Below are 13,347 nucleotides of genomic sequence, written 5' to 3'. Positions count from 1 at the left end.
CGGCCCGCCCTCAACTCCGCCGCAGCAGCCGTGTCGCCCCCGCCGCCACCGTCGTCGCCAGGATCCAGCCGAGCAGGATCAGGGCCGCGGCCAGCCACTGCCAGCCGCCGCGGAGCTGCCAGTAGCTGTCCTGGCCCAGGTTGATGACGGGCAGGAGGAGGTCGAGGGCGAAGAGGGAGGGGTTCCAGTTCGGGTGCTCACCGGGCTTGAGCGGGGGGTGGTCGGCGCGGGAGAAGGCGATGGCGCTCGCCGCCCACAGGACCGCCATCCAGAGCGCGGCCCGGCCGGGCCGATAGCCGTAGGCCACCGTCCAGTCCTGGGCGTATCCCCAGAGCTTGGCGGCGGGGGGCAGCGTCTCGCGGCGGCGGCGCTGCTTGGCGAGCAGGACCTCGCGGGCGTCGGCGTCCTCGCCGCCGTTGCGCAGGACGGTGGCGAGCTTCTCGTACGGCTCGGGGTTGTACTCGGCGGTGGCCGCGGCGACCCACGCCAGGCGCCGCGACAGCGGGAAGCTGCCCTGCGGGATGAGGTTCTCGTACGTGAAGCCGCCCATCTGGAGGTTGCCGGGGCCCGGCCAGCTGGAGGCGCGGTCCATCAGGTTGACCACCCGTGCGCCGGACAGCACGATCTTGCCGCGCCGCGGTGCCTCGGACAGGAAGCGCAGCTCGGGCGTCTGGACGCGGCGCAGCGACACCTCCTGGTCGTTCTGCAGCGTGAACCGGGCCTGGCCGAAATCCACCGCGTCGCCGAAGCGCCCGTCGTCCAGGCGGATGCCGCCCTCGCACTCGAAGCGCTGCACGCGGGTGCCGCGCGCGGGTGTCGTGCCGCTGGTCTGCGGGGGATTGCCGATGCCCGCCGGGGTCAGGTACAGCGTGCGCTCGACGGTCAGCTGGGGCGCGTTCAGGGCGCGGCGGCTGTACGGATTGGCGAGGCGGCTGCCGCGCAGGCTCAGGCTGACGCCGACCTTCGCGCCGCGCAGGCTCAGCTCGCCGTGCGACTCCAGCATCTCGGCCTGCAGGTCCTGGCCGACCGTCATGCCGTCGCCCATGATCGAGCGGCCGCGCCGGTCGCGGTAGACCACGGCCTGGTTGAGCAGCAGGTCCGTGCCGATGTGGGCGTCGGTGAGCCGCATGCCGTTGTGCAGGCGGCAGCGGGGCAGGTGCAGATCGCCCTCGGTGTGCAGCCGGGCGGCCTCCAGGCGCGGGATGGAGCAGTCGACCAGGCGCAGCGTGGTGAAGCGCGCCTCGGGCAGCAGGATCTCCTTCTCGAACCGGCAGCCCTTCAGCTCCGTGTACGGCACGACCGTGCCGCCCGCCAGGTCGAGCACGTCCGTGATCTGCACCCCGGCCAGCTTCAGGGACGACACCCGGCCCGCGAGCGCGGGCGGGCCGTCGAGCAGCAGCCAGCACACGATGCGGGCCCGGACGCTGCGCTCGGGGCCCCAGGGATACCCGCCGTGCGGGTCGTCCTCCGCGGCGTCCCCCGACCTCAGGTCGTACACGCTGCCGTTGCGGAACGCCTGCCACATGCCGATCTCCGCTGCGGTCAGCCCGTCCGGCGGGTCCCCGATGCCGGTGTCGTCGACCACTGCTGGTGTCCTCCCGTTGTGTTCGCCGGTGTACTCGTGTCTCGTACACCTGTTCATGCCCGCTCCGTGACCGCCTGAACGCTAGTGGTGAACACGGTCTTCCGTTAATTCGCCGGGTGGAACGGCGAGGTCCGGTGGGCCTGTATCAGCCACTGATACGGGCGACCGGGCGCAGATGGCGGTCTGAGAGAATTGGCCATGTGATCTCTCGAATCGATCTGCGCGGCGACGCCCTCCCCGAGGGCAACGCCCTGCGCGCCCTGCTGCCCCGTGCCGACTTCGACGTCGCGGCCGCCCTGGAGAAGGTGCGGCCGATCTGCGAGGACGTGCATCATCGCGGCGACGCGGCGCTGATCGAGTACGCGGAGAAGTTCGACGGCGTGAAGCTGGAGCACGTCCGGGTGCCCGCCGCCGCCCTCGCCGAGGCCCTCGCCGGTCTCGCCCCGGACGTCCGCGCGGCCCTGGAGGAGTCCATCCGCCGCGCCCGCACCGTCCACCGCGCCCAGCGCCGCGCCCCGCACACCACCCAGGTCGTGCCCGGCGGCTCGGTCACCGAGAAGTGGGTGCCGGTCGAGCGCGTCGGCCTGTACGCCCCCGGCGGCCGCTCCGTCTACCCGTCCTCCGTGATCATGAACGCCGTGCCCGCGCAGGAGGCCGGCGTCGCCTCCATGGCGCTCGCGTCCCCGCCGCAGGCCGACTTCGGCGGCCTGCCGCACCCGACGATCCTCGCGGCCTGCGCGCTGCTCGGCATCGACGAGGTGTACGCGGTCGGCGGCGCCCAGGCCGTCGCGATGTTCGCGTACGGCACGGACACCTGCGCCCCGGCCAACATGGTCACGGGCCCCGGCAACATCTGGGTCGCCGCCGCCAAGCGGTACTTCACCGGCCGCATCGGCATCGACACCGAGGCCGGGCCGACCGAGATCGCGATCCTCGCCGACGACACCGCCGACCCGGTGCACGTCGCCTCCGACCTGATCAGCCAGGCCGAGCACGACCCGCTGGCCGCCGCCGTCCTCGTCACGGACTCCACCGAACTCGCGGACGCCGTGGCCAAGGAGCTGGAGCCGCAGGTCGCCGCGACCAAGCACGTCGAGGACCGGATCGCCCCGGCCCTCGCGGGCAGGCAGTCCGCGATCGTCCTGGTCGACGGCCTGGACGAGGGCCTGCGCGTCGTCGACGCGTACGGCGCCGAGCACCTGGAGATCCAGACCCGGGACGCCGCCGCCGTCGCCGACCGCGTCAAGAACGCGGGCGCGATCTTCGTCGGCCCCTGGGCGCCGGTCTCCCTCGGCGACTACTGCGCGGGCTCCAACCACGTGCTGCCCACGGGCGGTTGCGCGTGCCACTCCTCGGGCCTGTCCGTCCAGTCCTTCCTGCGCGGCATCCACATCGTGGACTACACCCGCGAGGCCCTGGCCGACGTCGCCCACCACGTGGTGACGCTCGCGGAGGCCGAGGACCTGCCCGCGCACGGCGCCGCGATCAAGGCCCGCTTCGGCTGGAAGGTGCCGGGCCAGTGAGCGACGTGAGCATCGACGACCTCCCCGTCCGGGACGAGCTGCGCGGCAAGTCCCCCTACGGCGCGCCCCAGCTGGACGTCCCCGTACGCCTGAACACCAACGAGAACCCCTACCCGCTGCCCGAGCCGCTGGTCGAGCGCATCGCCGAGCGCGTGCGCGAGGCGGCGCGTGACCTGAACCGCTACCCCGACCGGGACGCGGTGGAGCTGCGCACCGAACTCGCGCGCTACCTCACCCGCACCGGCGGCCACGAGGTGACGCGCGCCAACGTGTGGGCGGCCAACGGCTCGAACGAGGTCATCCAGCAGCTCCTGCAGACCTTCGGCGGCCCGGGCCGTACGGCCATCGGCTTCGAGCCCTCGTACTCGATGCACGGCCTGATCGCCCGCGGCACCGGCACCGGCTGGATCTCGGGCCCGCGCCGCGAGGACTTCACCATCGACCCGGAGGCGGCTGCGCGCGCCATCGCCGAGAACGCGCCGGACGTCGTCTTCATCACCACCCCCAACAACCCCACGGGCAACGCCGTCTCCGCCGAGACGGTCGTGGCGCTGTACGACGCCGCGCAGGCCGCCAAGCCGTCGATCGTCGTGGTCGACGAGGCGTACGTGGAGTTCAGCCACGGCGCCTCGCTGCTCCCGCTGCTCGCGGGCCGCCCGCACCTGGTCGTCTCGCGCACGATGTCGAAGGCCTTCGGCGCGGCCGGGCTGCGCCTCGGCTATCTCGCCGCCGACCCCGCGGTCGTCGACGCGGTCCAGCTGGTGCGCCTGCCGTACCACCTCTCGGCCGTCACCCAGGCCACCGCCCTGGCCGCCCTGGAGCACACGGACACCCTCCTCGGGTACGTCGAGCAGTTGAAGGCCGAGCGCGACCGCCTGGTCGACGAGCTGCGGGCGATCGGCTTCGACGTGACCGAGTCCGACGCCAACTTCGTGCAGTTCGGGCGGTTCGAGGGCGAGGGCGCCACCCACGCGGCCTGGCAGCGGATCCTCGACCGGGGCGTTCTCGTCCGGGACAACGGAGTGCCGGGGTGGCTGCGGGTGTCCGCGGGAACCCCCGCCGAAAACGACGCGTTCCTCGATGCGGTACGCGAACTGAAGAAGGAGCAGAGCGCATGAGCCGCGTTGGCAGAGTCGAGCGGACCACCAAGGAGACCTCGGTCCTCGTCGAGATCGACCTCGACGGCACCGGCAAGGTCGACGTGTCGACCGGTGTCGGCTTCTACGACCACATGCTCGACCAGCTCGGCCGCCACGGCCTGTTCGACCTCACGGTCAAGACCGACGGCGACCTGCACATCGACTCGCACCACACCATCGAGGACACCGCCCTCGCCCTCGGCGCCGCCTTCAAGCAGGCGCTCGGCGACAAGGTCGGCATCTACCGCTTCGGCAACTGCACGGTCCCCCTCGACGAGTCCCTCGCCCAGGTCACCGTCGACCTCTCCGGACGCCCCTACCTGGTGCACACCGAGCCGGAGAACATGGCGCCGATGATCGGCGAGTACGACACGACGATGACCCGGCACATCTTCGAGTCCTTCGTCGCCCAGGCGCAGGTCGCCCTGCACATCCACGTGCCCTACGGACGCAACGCGCACCACATCGTGGAGTGCCAGTTCAAGGCCCTCGCCCGGGCGCTGCGCTACGCCAGCGAGCGCGACCCGCGCGCGGCCGGCATCCTCCCCTCCACGAAGGGCGCCCTGTAGCCATGAGCGGTACCTCCACCCTGCTGTTCTTCGTCGGGCTCTTCCTGCTCGGCGGCGTCTACTCCTTCGTCAAGCAGAAGCAGTCCAAGAGCCTGATCACGCTGCTCTCCATCGGCGCGGGCATGTGCCTGATCGCGGGCGTCGTCCGCCTGGAGGTGTGGAATTGACCTCCTCCGCTCCACGTAAGCGCGTCGTCGTCTTCGACTACGGCTTCGGCAACGTCCGCTCCGCCGAGCGGGCCCTGGCCCGAGCGGGCGCCGACGTCGAGATCACCGGTGACTACGACAAGGCCATGAACGCCGACGGCCTCCTGGTGCCGGGCGTCGGCGCCTTCGAGGCCTGCATGAAGGGCCTGACGGCGGCGCGCGGCGACTGGATCGTGGGCCGCCGCCTGTCCGGCGGGCGGCCCGTCATGGGCATCTGCGTGGGCATGCAGATCCTCTTCGCGCGCGGCATCGAGCACGGCGTCGAGACCGAGGGCCTGGACGAGTGGCCCGGCACGGTCGAGCCGCTGAAGGCCGACATAGTCCCGCACATGGGCTGGAACACCGTCGAGGCGCCCGCGGGCTCCGAGCTCTTCAAGGGCCTCGGCGCCGACGAGCGCTACTACTTCGTGCACTCCTACGCGGTCCACGACTGGTCCCTGGAGACCGTGAACCCGGCGCTGCGCGCCCCCCTGGTCACCTGGGCCACGCACGGCGAGCCGTTCGTGGCGGCCGTGGAGAACGGCGCCCTGTGGGCCACCCAGTTCCACCCCGAGAAGTCCGGCGACGCCGGCGCCCAGCTCCTCACCAACTGGATCGGAACCCTGTGAGCACCCTCGAACTCCTCCCCGCCGTCGACGTCCGCGACGGCCAGGCCGTGCGCCTGGTCCACGGCGAGTCCGGCTCGGAGACCTCCTACGGCTCCCCGCTGGAGGCCGCCCTGGCCTGGCAGCGGTCGGGCGCCGAGTGGCTGCACCTGGTCGACCTGGACGCCGCGTTCGGCACCGGCGACAACCGCGCCCTGATCGCCGAGGTCGCGGGCGCCATGGACATCAAGGTCGAGCTGTCCGGCGGCATCCGCGACGACGACACCCTCGCCGCCGCCCTCGCCACCGGCTGCACCCGCGTCAACCTCGGCACCGCCGCCCTGGAGACCCCCGAGTGGGTCGTCAAGGTCATCGCCGAGCACGGCGACAAGATCGCGGTCGGCCTCGACGTGCGCGGCACGACCCTGCGCGGCCGCGGCTGGACCCGCGACGGCGGCGACCTGTACGAGACCCTGGAGCGCCTGAACGCCGAGGGCTGCGCGCGCTACGTGGTCACCGACATCGCCAAGGACGGCACGCTCCAGGGCCCGAACCTGGAGCTCCTGAAGAACGTGTGCGCGGCCACCGACCGCCCCGTCGTCGCCTCCGGCGGCGTCTCGTCCCTGGACGACCTGCGGGCCATCGCGGAGCTCGTGTCGCAGGGCGTCGAGGGCGCGATCGTCGGCAAGGCGCTGTACGCGAAGGCGTTCACGCTGGAGGAGGCCCTCGCGACGGTGGCGTCGTCATGACCGGGGACATCCGCCGGGTGGGCTCGGGCGGGCCGTGGGAGGAGTCCATCGGCTACTCCCGCGCCGTCGCGCTGCCCAACGGCCTGGTCCTGGTGTCGGGCTGCACGTCCGTGGTGGACGGCACGATAGACGCGGGCACGCCGTACCAGCAGACGCTCAACGCCTTCCAGGTCGCCTTCGACGCCCTGCGGGAGCTCGGTCTCGGCCCCGAGCACGTGGTGCGCACCCGGATGTACCTCACGCACGCCCGGGACGTGGAGGACGTCGGCCGCGCCCACAAGGAACTGTTCGACGCCGTCCGCCCGGCCGCGTCCATGCTCATCGTCTCCGGCTTCATCGACCCGAGCCTGGTCGTCGAGGTCGAGGTGGAGGCGTACGCGCCCACCGGGGACGGTGACGCCGCATGACGCTCGCCGTACGGGTCATCCCCTGCCTGGACGTGGACAAGGGCCGCGTCGTCAAGGGCGTCAACTTCCAGAACCTGCGCGACGCGGGCGACCCCGTCGAGATGGCCAAGGTGTACGACGCCGAGGGCGCCGACGAGCTGACGTTCCTGGACATCACGGCGTCCTCCGGCGACCGCGAGACGACGTACGACGTGGTCCGTCGCACCGCCGAGCAGGTCTTCATCCCGCTCACCGTCGGCGGCGGCGTGCGGACGGCCGAGGACGTCGACAAGCTCCTGCGGGCCGGGGCGGACAAGGTCGGCGTGAACACCGCCGCCATCGCCCGCCCCGACCTGATCCGTGAGATCGCGGAGCGCTTCGGGCGCCAGGTGCTGGTGCTCTCCGTGGACGCGCGGCGCACGGCGACCGGCTCCTTCGAGGTCACCACGCACGGCGGCCGGAAGTCGGCGGGGATCGACGCCGTCGAGTGGGCGCACCGCGCGGCCGAGCTCGGCGCGGGCGAGATCCTGCTGAACTCGATGGACGCCGACGGCACCAAGGACGGCTACGACATCGAGATGATCGAGGCCGTCCGCAAGCACGTCAGCGTCCCCGTCATCGCCTCGGGCGGCGCGGGCCGCCTGGAGCACTTCCCGCCCGCCGTCGCGGCGGGCGCGGACGCGGTGCTCGCCGCCTCCGTGTTCCACTTCGGCGACCTGCGCATCGGCGAGGTCAAGGACACGCTGCGGTCGGCGGGTCACCCCGTCCGGTAACTCCGCGCCGCCAGGCCCCGGTTCACCTCAGGGTGGCCGGGGCCTTCGCGTGCGCGGACGCGAAGGCGCGCAGGGCGGGACGTCGCGACAGATGCGAAGGGAAAGTTGCGCAAAATCAATTGCGCAACTTTCCTTTCCTGTCTAGCGTGCGGGGCATGAACGACAAGCCCGGACAGGACGAGCGGAGCGCGGGCGACCAGCCCGAGGACCGCCGCATCACCGATCTCGGCACGCTGAAGGCCTTCGGCCACCCGCTGCGCCTGAAGCTGTACCGCTCCCTGTACGTACGCCGCAGGGCGACGGCCTCACAGCTCGCCGACGAGATCGACGGAGCCGTCTCCCTTGTCAGCTACCACCTGCGCAAACTCGCCGAGCACGGCCTCATCGAGGAGGCGCCCGGCGCCCACCGCGGCGACGGCCGCGAACGCTGGTGGCAGCCCGCACAGCAGGGCCTGAGCCTGCACCGGCGCGACTTCGAGGACGCCCCCGAGAAGCTCGCCGCGCACAGCGCCGTGACCCGCGTGATCGTCGACCAGCGCACCGACGCCTATCTGCGCTACCTCGACGAGCAGCCCGCCTGGAGCCCCGAATGGCAGGCCGCGGCGGACGGCTCCGACCATCTGCTCCGGCTCACCGCCGCCGAACTCTCCGACCTCTCCGGCGAGTTGCGCGCCGTCATCAACAAGTACGTCGGCTCCGGCAACGCCGCGCACGAGGCGGGCGACGACGAAGGCCGCGAGAACGTCGCGCTGCACCTCTACAGCTTCCCGTTCCGGACCTGAGGGGCACCGCCCGTGACCGTCACAGGGACACGCACCGCCCCGGCCGTGGGGAGACCCGCCCACCGCGACGGCAACGTCCTGCGCTGGCTCGCCGCGTACACCGCCTCGATGATCGGCGACAGCGTCTACTTCGCCGCCCTGGCCTGGGCCGCCGCCGGAAGCGGCAGCGCCGCCCGGACCGGCCTCGTGCTCGCCGCGGGCGCCGTGCCGCGCGCCGTCCTGATGCTCGGCGGGGGAGTCGTCGCCGACCGGTTCGGGCCGCGCCGCGTGGTGCTCGGCAGCGACGCCGCGCGCTGCCTGGTCACCCTCGCCCTGGCCGGGGTCCTGCTGGTGTCGACGCCCGCGATCTGGCTGCTCGTGGTGGCGGCGCTGCTCTTCGGCGTGGTGGACGCGCTGTTCCTGCCGAGCGTGGGGGCGCTGCCGCCACGGCTCACCGCGCCGGGGGAGCTGGCCCGGGTGCAGGGGATGAAGGTCCTCGCGCAGCGGGTGGCGACGGTGACGGCGGCCCCGGCGGGCGGCGTGGCCGTCGCGCTGGGCGGGCCCGCGGCGGGGTTCGCCGTGGCGGGACTCCTTTTCGCGCTCTCGCTGCCGCTCCTGCTCGCCGTGCGGGTGCGCGAACTGCCCGCCGACGACCGCGCGGGCACCGCGGAGCCCGCCGGACGGCAGCTCCTGAGCGGCCTGCGGTACGTGCGCGGGCACAAGGTGCTCGCGCCCCTGATGGTCGTCATCGCGGTCACCGAGACGGGCTTCTCCGGGCCGGGCAACGTGGGCATCGTGCTCCTCGCCGACGAGCGGGGCTGGGGCGCGACCGGCATGGGCTGGATCGTCTCCGGCTTCGGCGCCGGGGCGGGGCTCGCCGCGCTCTGCGTGGCCGTGCGGGGACGGGTGCGGCGGGCGGGGGCCGTCCTGTCGTGGACGGCGCTGCCGGGGGCGGCGGCCCTCGCGGCCCTGGCGCTCGTGCCCTCGGTCGCGGCGGCGGTGCTCGCGGCCCTCCTGGTGGGACTGCTGCTCGGGCTCGGCGGGGCCCTCGGCGGCGCGCTCCTCCAGACGGTCACCGAGCCCGCGTACCTGGGGCGGGTCACGTCGGTGGCGAGCCTGCTCACGCTCGGCGTGCCGCCGCTGTGCTACCCGCTCACCGGGGTCGCGATCGGGCTGTGGGGCGTCGGTCCCGTGTTCGTGGCGGGGGCAGTGGTGACCGGGGCGGGCGGCCTGGTGGGGCTCCGGTGGCTGCGCGGGGCGGAGCTCGCGCGGTGACTGCGGGGCCCTGCGGATGCGCGCTGCGTATACGGAGCCCATGCTGGAGGTGACCGACGAACAGCAAGGAGGCCGGCGATGTCTGTGATGGACAAGCTGAAGCAGATGCTCAAGGGTCACGAGGACAAGGCCGGACAGGGCATCGACAAGGCCGGTGACTTTGTCGACGAAAAGACTCAGGGCAAGTACAGCAGCCAGGTCGACACGGCCCAGGAGAAGCTCAAGGAGCAGTTCGGCGGCGACCAGGGGCAGCAGCCGCCACAGTCGTGACGCCGCGCCCCTCCTGCCGTCCCTGAGCGGTGGCTCTTGTGCCGCTGCCGCGACGCGCACTCTGAAGGCTGTGGCAGGCCTTTCCCGCGCCTGCCGCAGCCTTCAGGCGTTCTCGCAGGTCAGAGCCCCAGCTGCTTCGTCTCGTGCAGCCGCGCGATCGCGTCCTTGTCGCCCTCCAGCTCCACCTCCGCCGCCTCCTGGCGGCCGAAGACGAACATCAGGAGCTCGCCCGGCTCACCCGTCGCCGTGACCACGGGCGTGCCGCGGTGGGCCACCGCGGTCTGGCCGTCGGGGCGGCGCAGGACCAGGCCCACCGGGGCCTTGCGGCCGACGACCCGGGCCATCCGCTCCAGGCGGGACCACAGGGTCTCGGCGAAGACGGGGTCGAGCTCGCGCGGCGTCCAGTCGGGCTGCGCGCGCCGCACGTCCTCGGCGTGGACGTAGAACTCCACGGCGTTCGAGGCCTCGTCGACCTGCTTCAGGTTGAACGGCGAGAACCGCGGCGGGCCCGTACGGATCAGCTGGATCAGCTCCTCGTACGGCTTCGCGGCGAACTCCGCCTGCACCCGCTCCAGGCGCGCGGCGAGCTGCTTGATCAGGATTCCGCCCGCGGCGTCCGCGCGCCGCTCGCGCACCACCACGTGGGCCGCGAGATCGCGGGTGGTCCAGCCGTCGCAGAGGGTCGGTGCGTCCGGTCCCGCCGCCTCCAACAGATCGGCGAGGAGGAGCCGTTCACGCTTGGCATGGGTCGACATGGAGCCAGCCTACGACCGGGTGCCCGGTCCGGACAGTGGACGTCCTCCGGGTGCGCGCCGCGCGGGCGGCACAATGGCCCCATGACCGCATCGCCGCAGCCCAGCAGCCTCGACCCGGAGATCGCCGCGCGCCTGAAGCGCAGCGCCGACGGCCTGGTCCCCGCCATCGCCCAGCAGTACGACACCGGTGAGGTGCTGATGCTCGGCTGGATGGACGACGAGGCGCTGCACCGCACCCTGACCACGGGCCGCTGCACCTACTGGTCCCGCAGCCGCCGGGAGTACTGGGTCAAGGGCGACACCTCCGGCCACTTCCAGTACGTCAAGTCCGTCGCCCTCGACTGCGACGCGGACACCGTCCTCGTCCAGGTCGACCAGGTCGGCGCCGCCTGCCACACCGGCACCCGCACCTGCTTCGACACCGACGTGCTCGCCGTGGCCGACGCCCCGGCGCCGGGTCAGTAGGGTCTGGACCCATGGATCTGGAGACCTTCCGCAAGCTCGCGACCGACCGCCGGGTGATCCCCGTCAGCCGCCGACTCCTCGCGGACGGGGACACACCGGTCGGGCTCTACCGCAAGCTCGCCGCCGAACGCCCCGGGACGTTCCTCCTGGAGTCCGCGGAGAACGGCCGTTCGTGGTCCCGGTACTCCTTCGTGGGCGTCCGCAGCGCCGCCACCCTGACCGTCCGCGACGAGCAGGCCCACTGGCTCGGCGACCCGCCCGTCGGCGTCCCCACCTCCGGCGACCCGCTGGCCGCGCTGCGCGCCACCGTCGAGGCCCTGCACACCCCGCGCGACCTGGCCGGGGCGGAGGGCCTGCCGCCGTTCACCGGCGGCATGGTCGGCTACCTCGGCTACGACATCGTGCGCCGCCTGGAGAAGATCGGCCCGGGGGAGCGGGACGACCTCGGGCTGCCCGAGCTGACGATGCTCCTGACCAGCGACCTCGCCGTGCTCGACCACTGGGACGGCTCGGTCCTGCTCATCGCCAACGCCATCAACCACAACGACCTGGACACCGGCGTCGACGAGGCCCACGCCGACGCCGTCGCCCGCCTCGACGCCATGGAGGCCGACCTCTCCCGGCCGCTCTCCCAGCCCCCGGCCGCGCTCCCGCCGTCCGAGCTGCCCGAGTACACCGCGCTGTGGGGCGGCGAGCAGTACCAGGAAGCCGTCGAGGACATCAAGGAGCGCATCCGCGCGGGCGAGGCCTTCCAGGTCGTGCCGTCGCAGCGCTTCGAAACCCCGTGCGGGGCGAGCGCGTTGGACGTCTACCGCGTGCTGCGGGCCACCAACCCGTCCCCGTACATGTACCTGTTCCGGTTCCCCCACGGGGACGGGGAAGCCTTCGACGTCGTCGGGTCCTCGCCGGAGGCGCTGGTCAAGGTCGAGGACGGGCGCGCCATGGTGCACCCCATCGCCGGCACCCGGCCGCGCGGCGCGACCCCGCAGGAGGACCAGGCGCTCGCCGAGGAACTCCTCGCCGACCCCAAGGAGCGCGCCGAGCACCTGATGCTCGTCGACCTGGGCCGCAACGACCTGGGCCGGGTCTGCGAGCCCGGCTCCGTCGAGGTCGTGGACTTCATGTCCATCGAGAAGTACTCCCACGTCATGCACATCGTCTCGACCGTCACCGGCCGCGTCGCCGAGGGCCGCACCGCCTACGACGTGCTCACCGCCTGCTTCCCCGCGGGCACCCTCTCCGGCGCCCCCAAGCCCCGCGCCATGCAGATCATCGACGAACTGGAGCCGTCCCGGCGCGGCCTGTACGGCGGCTGCGTCGGCTATCTGGACTTCGCGGGCGACTCCGACACCGCCATCGCCATCCGCACCGCGCTGCTCCGCGACGGCACCGCGTACGTGCAGGCCGGAGCCGGGGTCGTGGCCGACTCCGACCCCGTCGCCGAGGACACCGAGTGCCGCAACAAGGCCGCCGCCGTGCTGCGCGCCATCCACACCGCGAACCGGCTGCACGGCGCCGGGAGCCGTGAGGGATAGTGGACGGGTGACTTCTGCAGTGCCAACACCCCGTACCGACGGCGTGTCGCCCGCTTCCGACGGGGCGCCGCGAGTGGCCGCCGACCCCGCACCCCGCGGCGGTCGGCGCAGCCTCGCCGCCGCCCTGCTGCTCGGCGCCGCCGGAGCCGCCCTCGCGCTGCTCGCGTCCCGGCAGTCCTGGGCGCACGGCACCGCGGCCGTGGCGGGCGGCGACTTCCCGCTGACGGCCAAGGGCGGCGACGTCACGGGCGTGCCCGCGGCCCTCGCCATAGTGGGCCTGGCCGCGCTCGTCGCCGTCTTCGCCGTGCGCCGCACCGGCCGCCTCCTGGTGTCCCTGCTGCTCGCGCTCAGCGGCGTCGGCATCGTCGTGGCCGCGCTGCTCGGCGCGAACGACAGCGCCGCCCTGGACGAGAAGGCCGCCGAGACCTCCGGCGACGCCGCCTCCAAGATCGCCGGGCTCAGCCACACCGGCTGGCCCTACGCGGCCGTCGCCGCGGGCGCCCTGATCCTCGCCGCCGGCCTGCTCGCCCTCTTCCGCGGTCGCAACTGGCCCGCGATGTCCGGGCGTTACGAACGCGACGGCACCCCCCGCCCCCGCGCCCCCCGCCGTGCCCCGGACCCGGACCGGCCCGAGGAGCTGTGGAAGGCGATGGACCGCGGCGAGGACCCGACCCGCGAGGCCTAGGGCCTGTCCGGCGGATCTTCGCGGGCCCGCGACGCCTGGCACGCACTCTCGCCGCACGCCCGAATCACCCAAGTACGTCCAGTACGA

16 protein-coding genes are annotated in these 13,347 nt (G+C 73.1%); 14 read left to right on the top strand and 2 right to left on the bottom strand.

Features of this window, described 5'->3' with window-relative positions:
- Nucleotides 1-10 precede the first annotated feature (10 nt).
- Nucleotides 11-1,525, bottom strand: coding sequence for an oxidoreductase (locus ACFVHO_RS37455; protein ID WP_380852118.1), 1,515 nt, complete (start codon nucleotides 1,523-1,525; stop codon nucleotides 11-13).
- A gap of 260 nt (nucleotides 1,526-1,785) precedes the next feature.
- Here ACFVHO_RS37455 and hisD point away from each other — a divergent pair, with 260 nt between their 5' ends.
- The 11 genes from hisD (at nucleotide 1,786) to ACFVHO_RS37400 (ending at nucleotide 9,820) form a co-directional block, all read left to right on the top strand.
- The gene (hisD, locus tag ACFVHO_RS37450) at nucleotides 1,786-3,108 is read left to right on the top strand and encodes a histidinol dehydrogenase (RefSeq protein ID WP_385724906.1); all 1,323 of its coding nucleotides are present in this window, start codon (nucleotides 1,786-1,788) and stop codon (nucleotides 3,106-3,108) included.
- On the top strand, nucleotides 3,105-4,226 hold the full coding sequence (locus ACFVHO_RS37445) for a histidinol-phosphate transaminase (RefSeq protein ID WP_385724904.1): 1,122 nt from the start codon (nucleotides 3,105-3,107) through the stop codon (nucleotides 4,224-4,226). The genes hisD and ACFVHO_RS37445 overlap by 4 nt, the downstream gene beginning before the upstream one ends.
- Complete coding sequence (gene hisB, locus ACFVHO_RS37440) at nucleotides 4,223-4,816, top strand: imidazoleglycerol-phosphate dehydratase HisB (protein WP_190116794.1); 594 nt, start codon at nucleotides 4,223-4,225, stop codon at nucleotides 4,814-4,816. The genes ACFVHO_RS37445 and hisB overlap by 4 nt, the downstream gene beginning before the upstream one ends.
- A 2-nt stretch (nucleotides 4,817-4,818) precedes the next feature.
- A complete protein-coding gene (locus ACFVHO_RS37435; protein WP_030361641.1) occupies nucleotides 4,819-4,983 on the top strand; it encodes a hypothetical protein in 165 nt (54 codons plus the stop codon).
- Nucleotides 4,980-5,630 carry an imidazole glycerol phosphate synthase subunit HisH gene (hisH, locus tag ACFVHO_RS37430; RefSeq protein WP_385724902.1) on the top strand — a complete coding sequence of 217 codons (651 nt, stop codon included), beginning with the start codon at nucleotides 4,980-4,982 and terminating at the stop codon, nucleotides 5,628-5,630. Before ACFVHO_RS37435 ends, hisH begins: the two co-directional genes overlap by 4 nt.
- Nucleotides 5,627-6,355 (top strand): bifunctional 1-(5-phosphoribosyl)-5-((5-phosphoribosylamino)methylideneamino)imidazole-4-carboxamide isomerase/phosphoribosylanthranilate isomerase PriA, encoded by a 729-nt coding sequence (priA, locus tag ACFVHO_RS37425; RefSeq protein ID WP_385724901.1) that lies wholly within the window; start codon nucleotides 5,627-5,629, stop codon nucleotides 6,353-6,355. The genes hisH and priA overlap by 4 nt, the downstream gene beginning before the upstream one ends.
- Nucleotides 6,352-6,762 carry a RidA family protein gene (locus ACFVHO_RS37420; RefSeq protein ID WP_385724899.1) on the top strand — a complete coding sequence of 137 codons (411 nt, stop codon included), beginning with the start codon at nucleotides 6,352-6,354 and terminating at the stop codon, nucleotides 6,760-6,762. Before priA ends, ACFVHO_RS37420 begins: the two co-directional genes overlap by 4 nt.
- Entirely contained in the window at nucleotides 6,759-7,514 is a 756-nt protein-coding gene (gene hisF, locus ACFVHO_RS37415; protein ID WP_385724898.1) for an imidazole glycerol phosphate synthase subunit HisF, read from the top strand. The genes ACFVHO_RS37420 and hisF overlap by 4 nt, the downstream gene beginning before the upstream one ends.
- Before the next feature lie 155 nt (nucleotides 7,515-7,669).
- Nucleotides 7,670-8,296 carry a winged helix-turn-helix domain-containing protein gene (locus tag ACFVHO_RS37410; RefSeq protein ID WP_385724896.1) on the top strand — a complete coding sequence of 209 codons (627 nt, stop codon included), beginning with the start codon at nucleotides 7,670-7,672 and terminating at the stop codon, nucleotides 8,294-8,296.
- A gap of 12 nt (nucleotides 8,297-8,308) precedes the next feature.
- Nucleotides 8,309-9,550, top strand: a complete 1,242-nt coding sequence (locus ACFVHO_RS37405) for an MFS transporter (RefSeq protein WP_385724894.1) — start codon at nucleotides 8,309-8,311, stop codon at nucleotides 9,548-9,550.
- A gap of 78 nt (nucleotides 9,551-9,628) precedes the next feature.
- Nucleotides 9,629-9,820 (top strand): antitoxin, encoded by a 192-nt coding sequence (locus tag ACFVHO_RS37400; protein WP_385724893.1) that lies wholly within the window; start codon nucleotides 9,629-9,631, stop codon nucleotides 9,818-9,820.
- A gap of 119 nt (nucleotides 9,821-9,939) precedes the next feature.
- Here the strand turns inward: ACFVHO_RS37400 and ACFVHO_RS37395 are convergent, their stop codons facing one another.
- Nucleotides 9,940-10,575, bottom strand: coding sequence for a TIGR03085 family metal-binding protein (locus tag ACFVHO_RS37395; RefSeq protein ID WP_385724891.1), 636 nt, complete (start codon nucleotides 10,573-10,575; stop codon nucleotides 9,940-9,942).
- Between the two features lie 81 nt (nucleotides 10,576-10,656).
- Here ACFVHO_RS37395 and hisI point away from each other — a divergent pair, with 81 nt between their 5' ends.
- The 3 genes from hisI to ACFVHO_RS37380 are packed head-to-tail and all read left to right on the top strand — an operon-like array spanning nucleotide 10,657 to nucleotide 13,260.
- Nucleotides 10,657-11,040 carry a phosphoribosyl-AMP cyclohydrolase gene (gene hisI / locus ACFVHO_RS37390; protein WP_385724889.1) on the top strand — a complete coding sequence of 128 codons (384 nt, stop codon included), beginning with the start codon at nucleotides 10,657-10,659 and terminating at the stop codon, nucleotides 11,038-11,040.
- An 11-nt stretch (nucleotides 11,041-11,051) separates the two neighbouring features.
- Nucleotides 11,052-12,575 carry an anthranilate synthase component I gene (locus tag ACFVHO_RS37385; protein WP_385724887.1) on the top strand — a complete coding sequence of 508 codons (1,524 nt, stop codon included), beginning with the start codon at nucleotides 11,052-11,054 and terminating at the stop codon, nucleotides 12,573-12,575.
- Nucleotides 12,576-12,582: 7 nt separating this feature from the next.
- Complete coding sequence (locus tag ACFVHO_RS37380) at nucleotides 12,583-13,260, top strand: TIGR02234 family membrane protein (RefSeq protein ID WP_385724886.1); 678 nt, start codon at nucleotides 12,583-12,585, stop codon at nucleotides 13,258-13,260.
- Nucleotides 13,261-13,347: the final 87 nt, after the last annotated feature.

The organism is Streptomyces sp. NPDC127108, from assembly GCF_042677545.1.
GTDB lineage: Bacteria > Actinomycetota > Actinomycetes > Streptomycetales > Streptomycetaceae > Streptomyces.
Note: the sequence above shows the minus strand (reverse complement) of the source record. Positions and strands in the feature narration are given on the sequence as shown.

What these genes read in the sequence shown, in the direction of transcription:
- ACFVHO_RS37455 (WP_380852118.1), bottom strand. Translation starts at nt 1,525, where the DNA reads ATGTGGCAGGCGTTCCGCAACGGCAGCGTGTACGACCTGAGGTCGGGG.
- hisB (WP_190116794.1), top strand. Translation starts at nt 4,223, where the DNA reads ATGAGCCGCGTTGGCAGAGTCGAGCGGACCACCAAGGAGACCTCGGTC.
- ACFVHO_RS37435 (WP_030361641.1), top strand. Translation starts at nt 4,819, where the DNA reads ATGAGCGGTACCTCCACCCTGCTGTTCTTCGTCGGGCTCTTCCTGCTC.
- ACFVHO_RS37420 (WP_385724899.1), top strand. Translation starts at nt 6,352, where the DNA reads ATGACCGGGGACATCCGCCGGGTGGGCTCGGGCGGGCCGTGGGAGGAG.
- hisF (WP_385724898.1), top strand. Translation starts at nt 6,759, where the DNA reads ATGACGCTCGCCGTACGGGTCATCCCCTGCCTGGACGTGGACAAGGGC.
- ACFVHO_RS37410 (WP_385724896.1), top strand. Translation starts at nt 7,670, where the DNA reads ATGAACGACAAGCCCGGACAGGACGAGCGGAGCGCGGGCGACCAGCCC.
- ACFVHO_RS37400 (WP_385724893.1), top strand. Translation starts at nt 9,629, where the DNA reads ATGTCTGTGATGGACAAGCTGAAGCAGATGCTCAAGGGTCACGAGGAC.
- ACFVHO_RS37395 (WP_385724891.1), bottom strand. Translation starts at nt 10,575, where the DNA reads ATGTCGACCCATGCCAAGCGTGAACGGCTCCTCCTCGCCGATCTGTTG.
- hisI (WP_385724889.1), top strand. Translation starts at nt 10,657, where the DNA reads ATGACCGCATCGCCGCAGCCCAGCAGCCTCGACCCGGAGATCGCCGCG.
- ACFVHO_RS37385 (WP_385724887.1), top strand. Translation starts at nt 11,052, where the DNA reads ATGGATCTGGAGACCTTCCGCAAGCTCGCGACCGACCGCCGGGTGATC.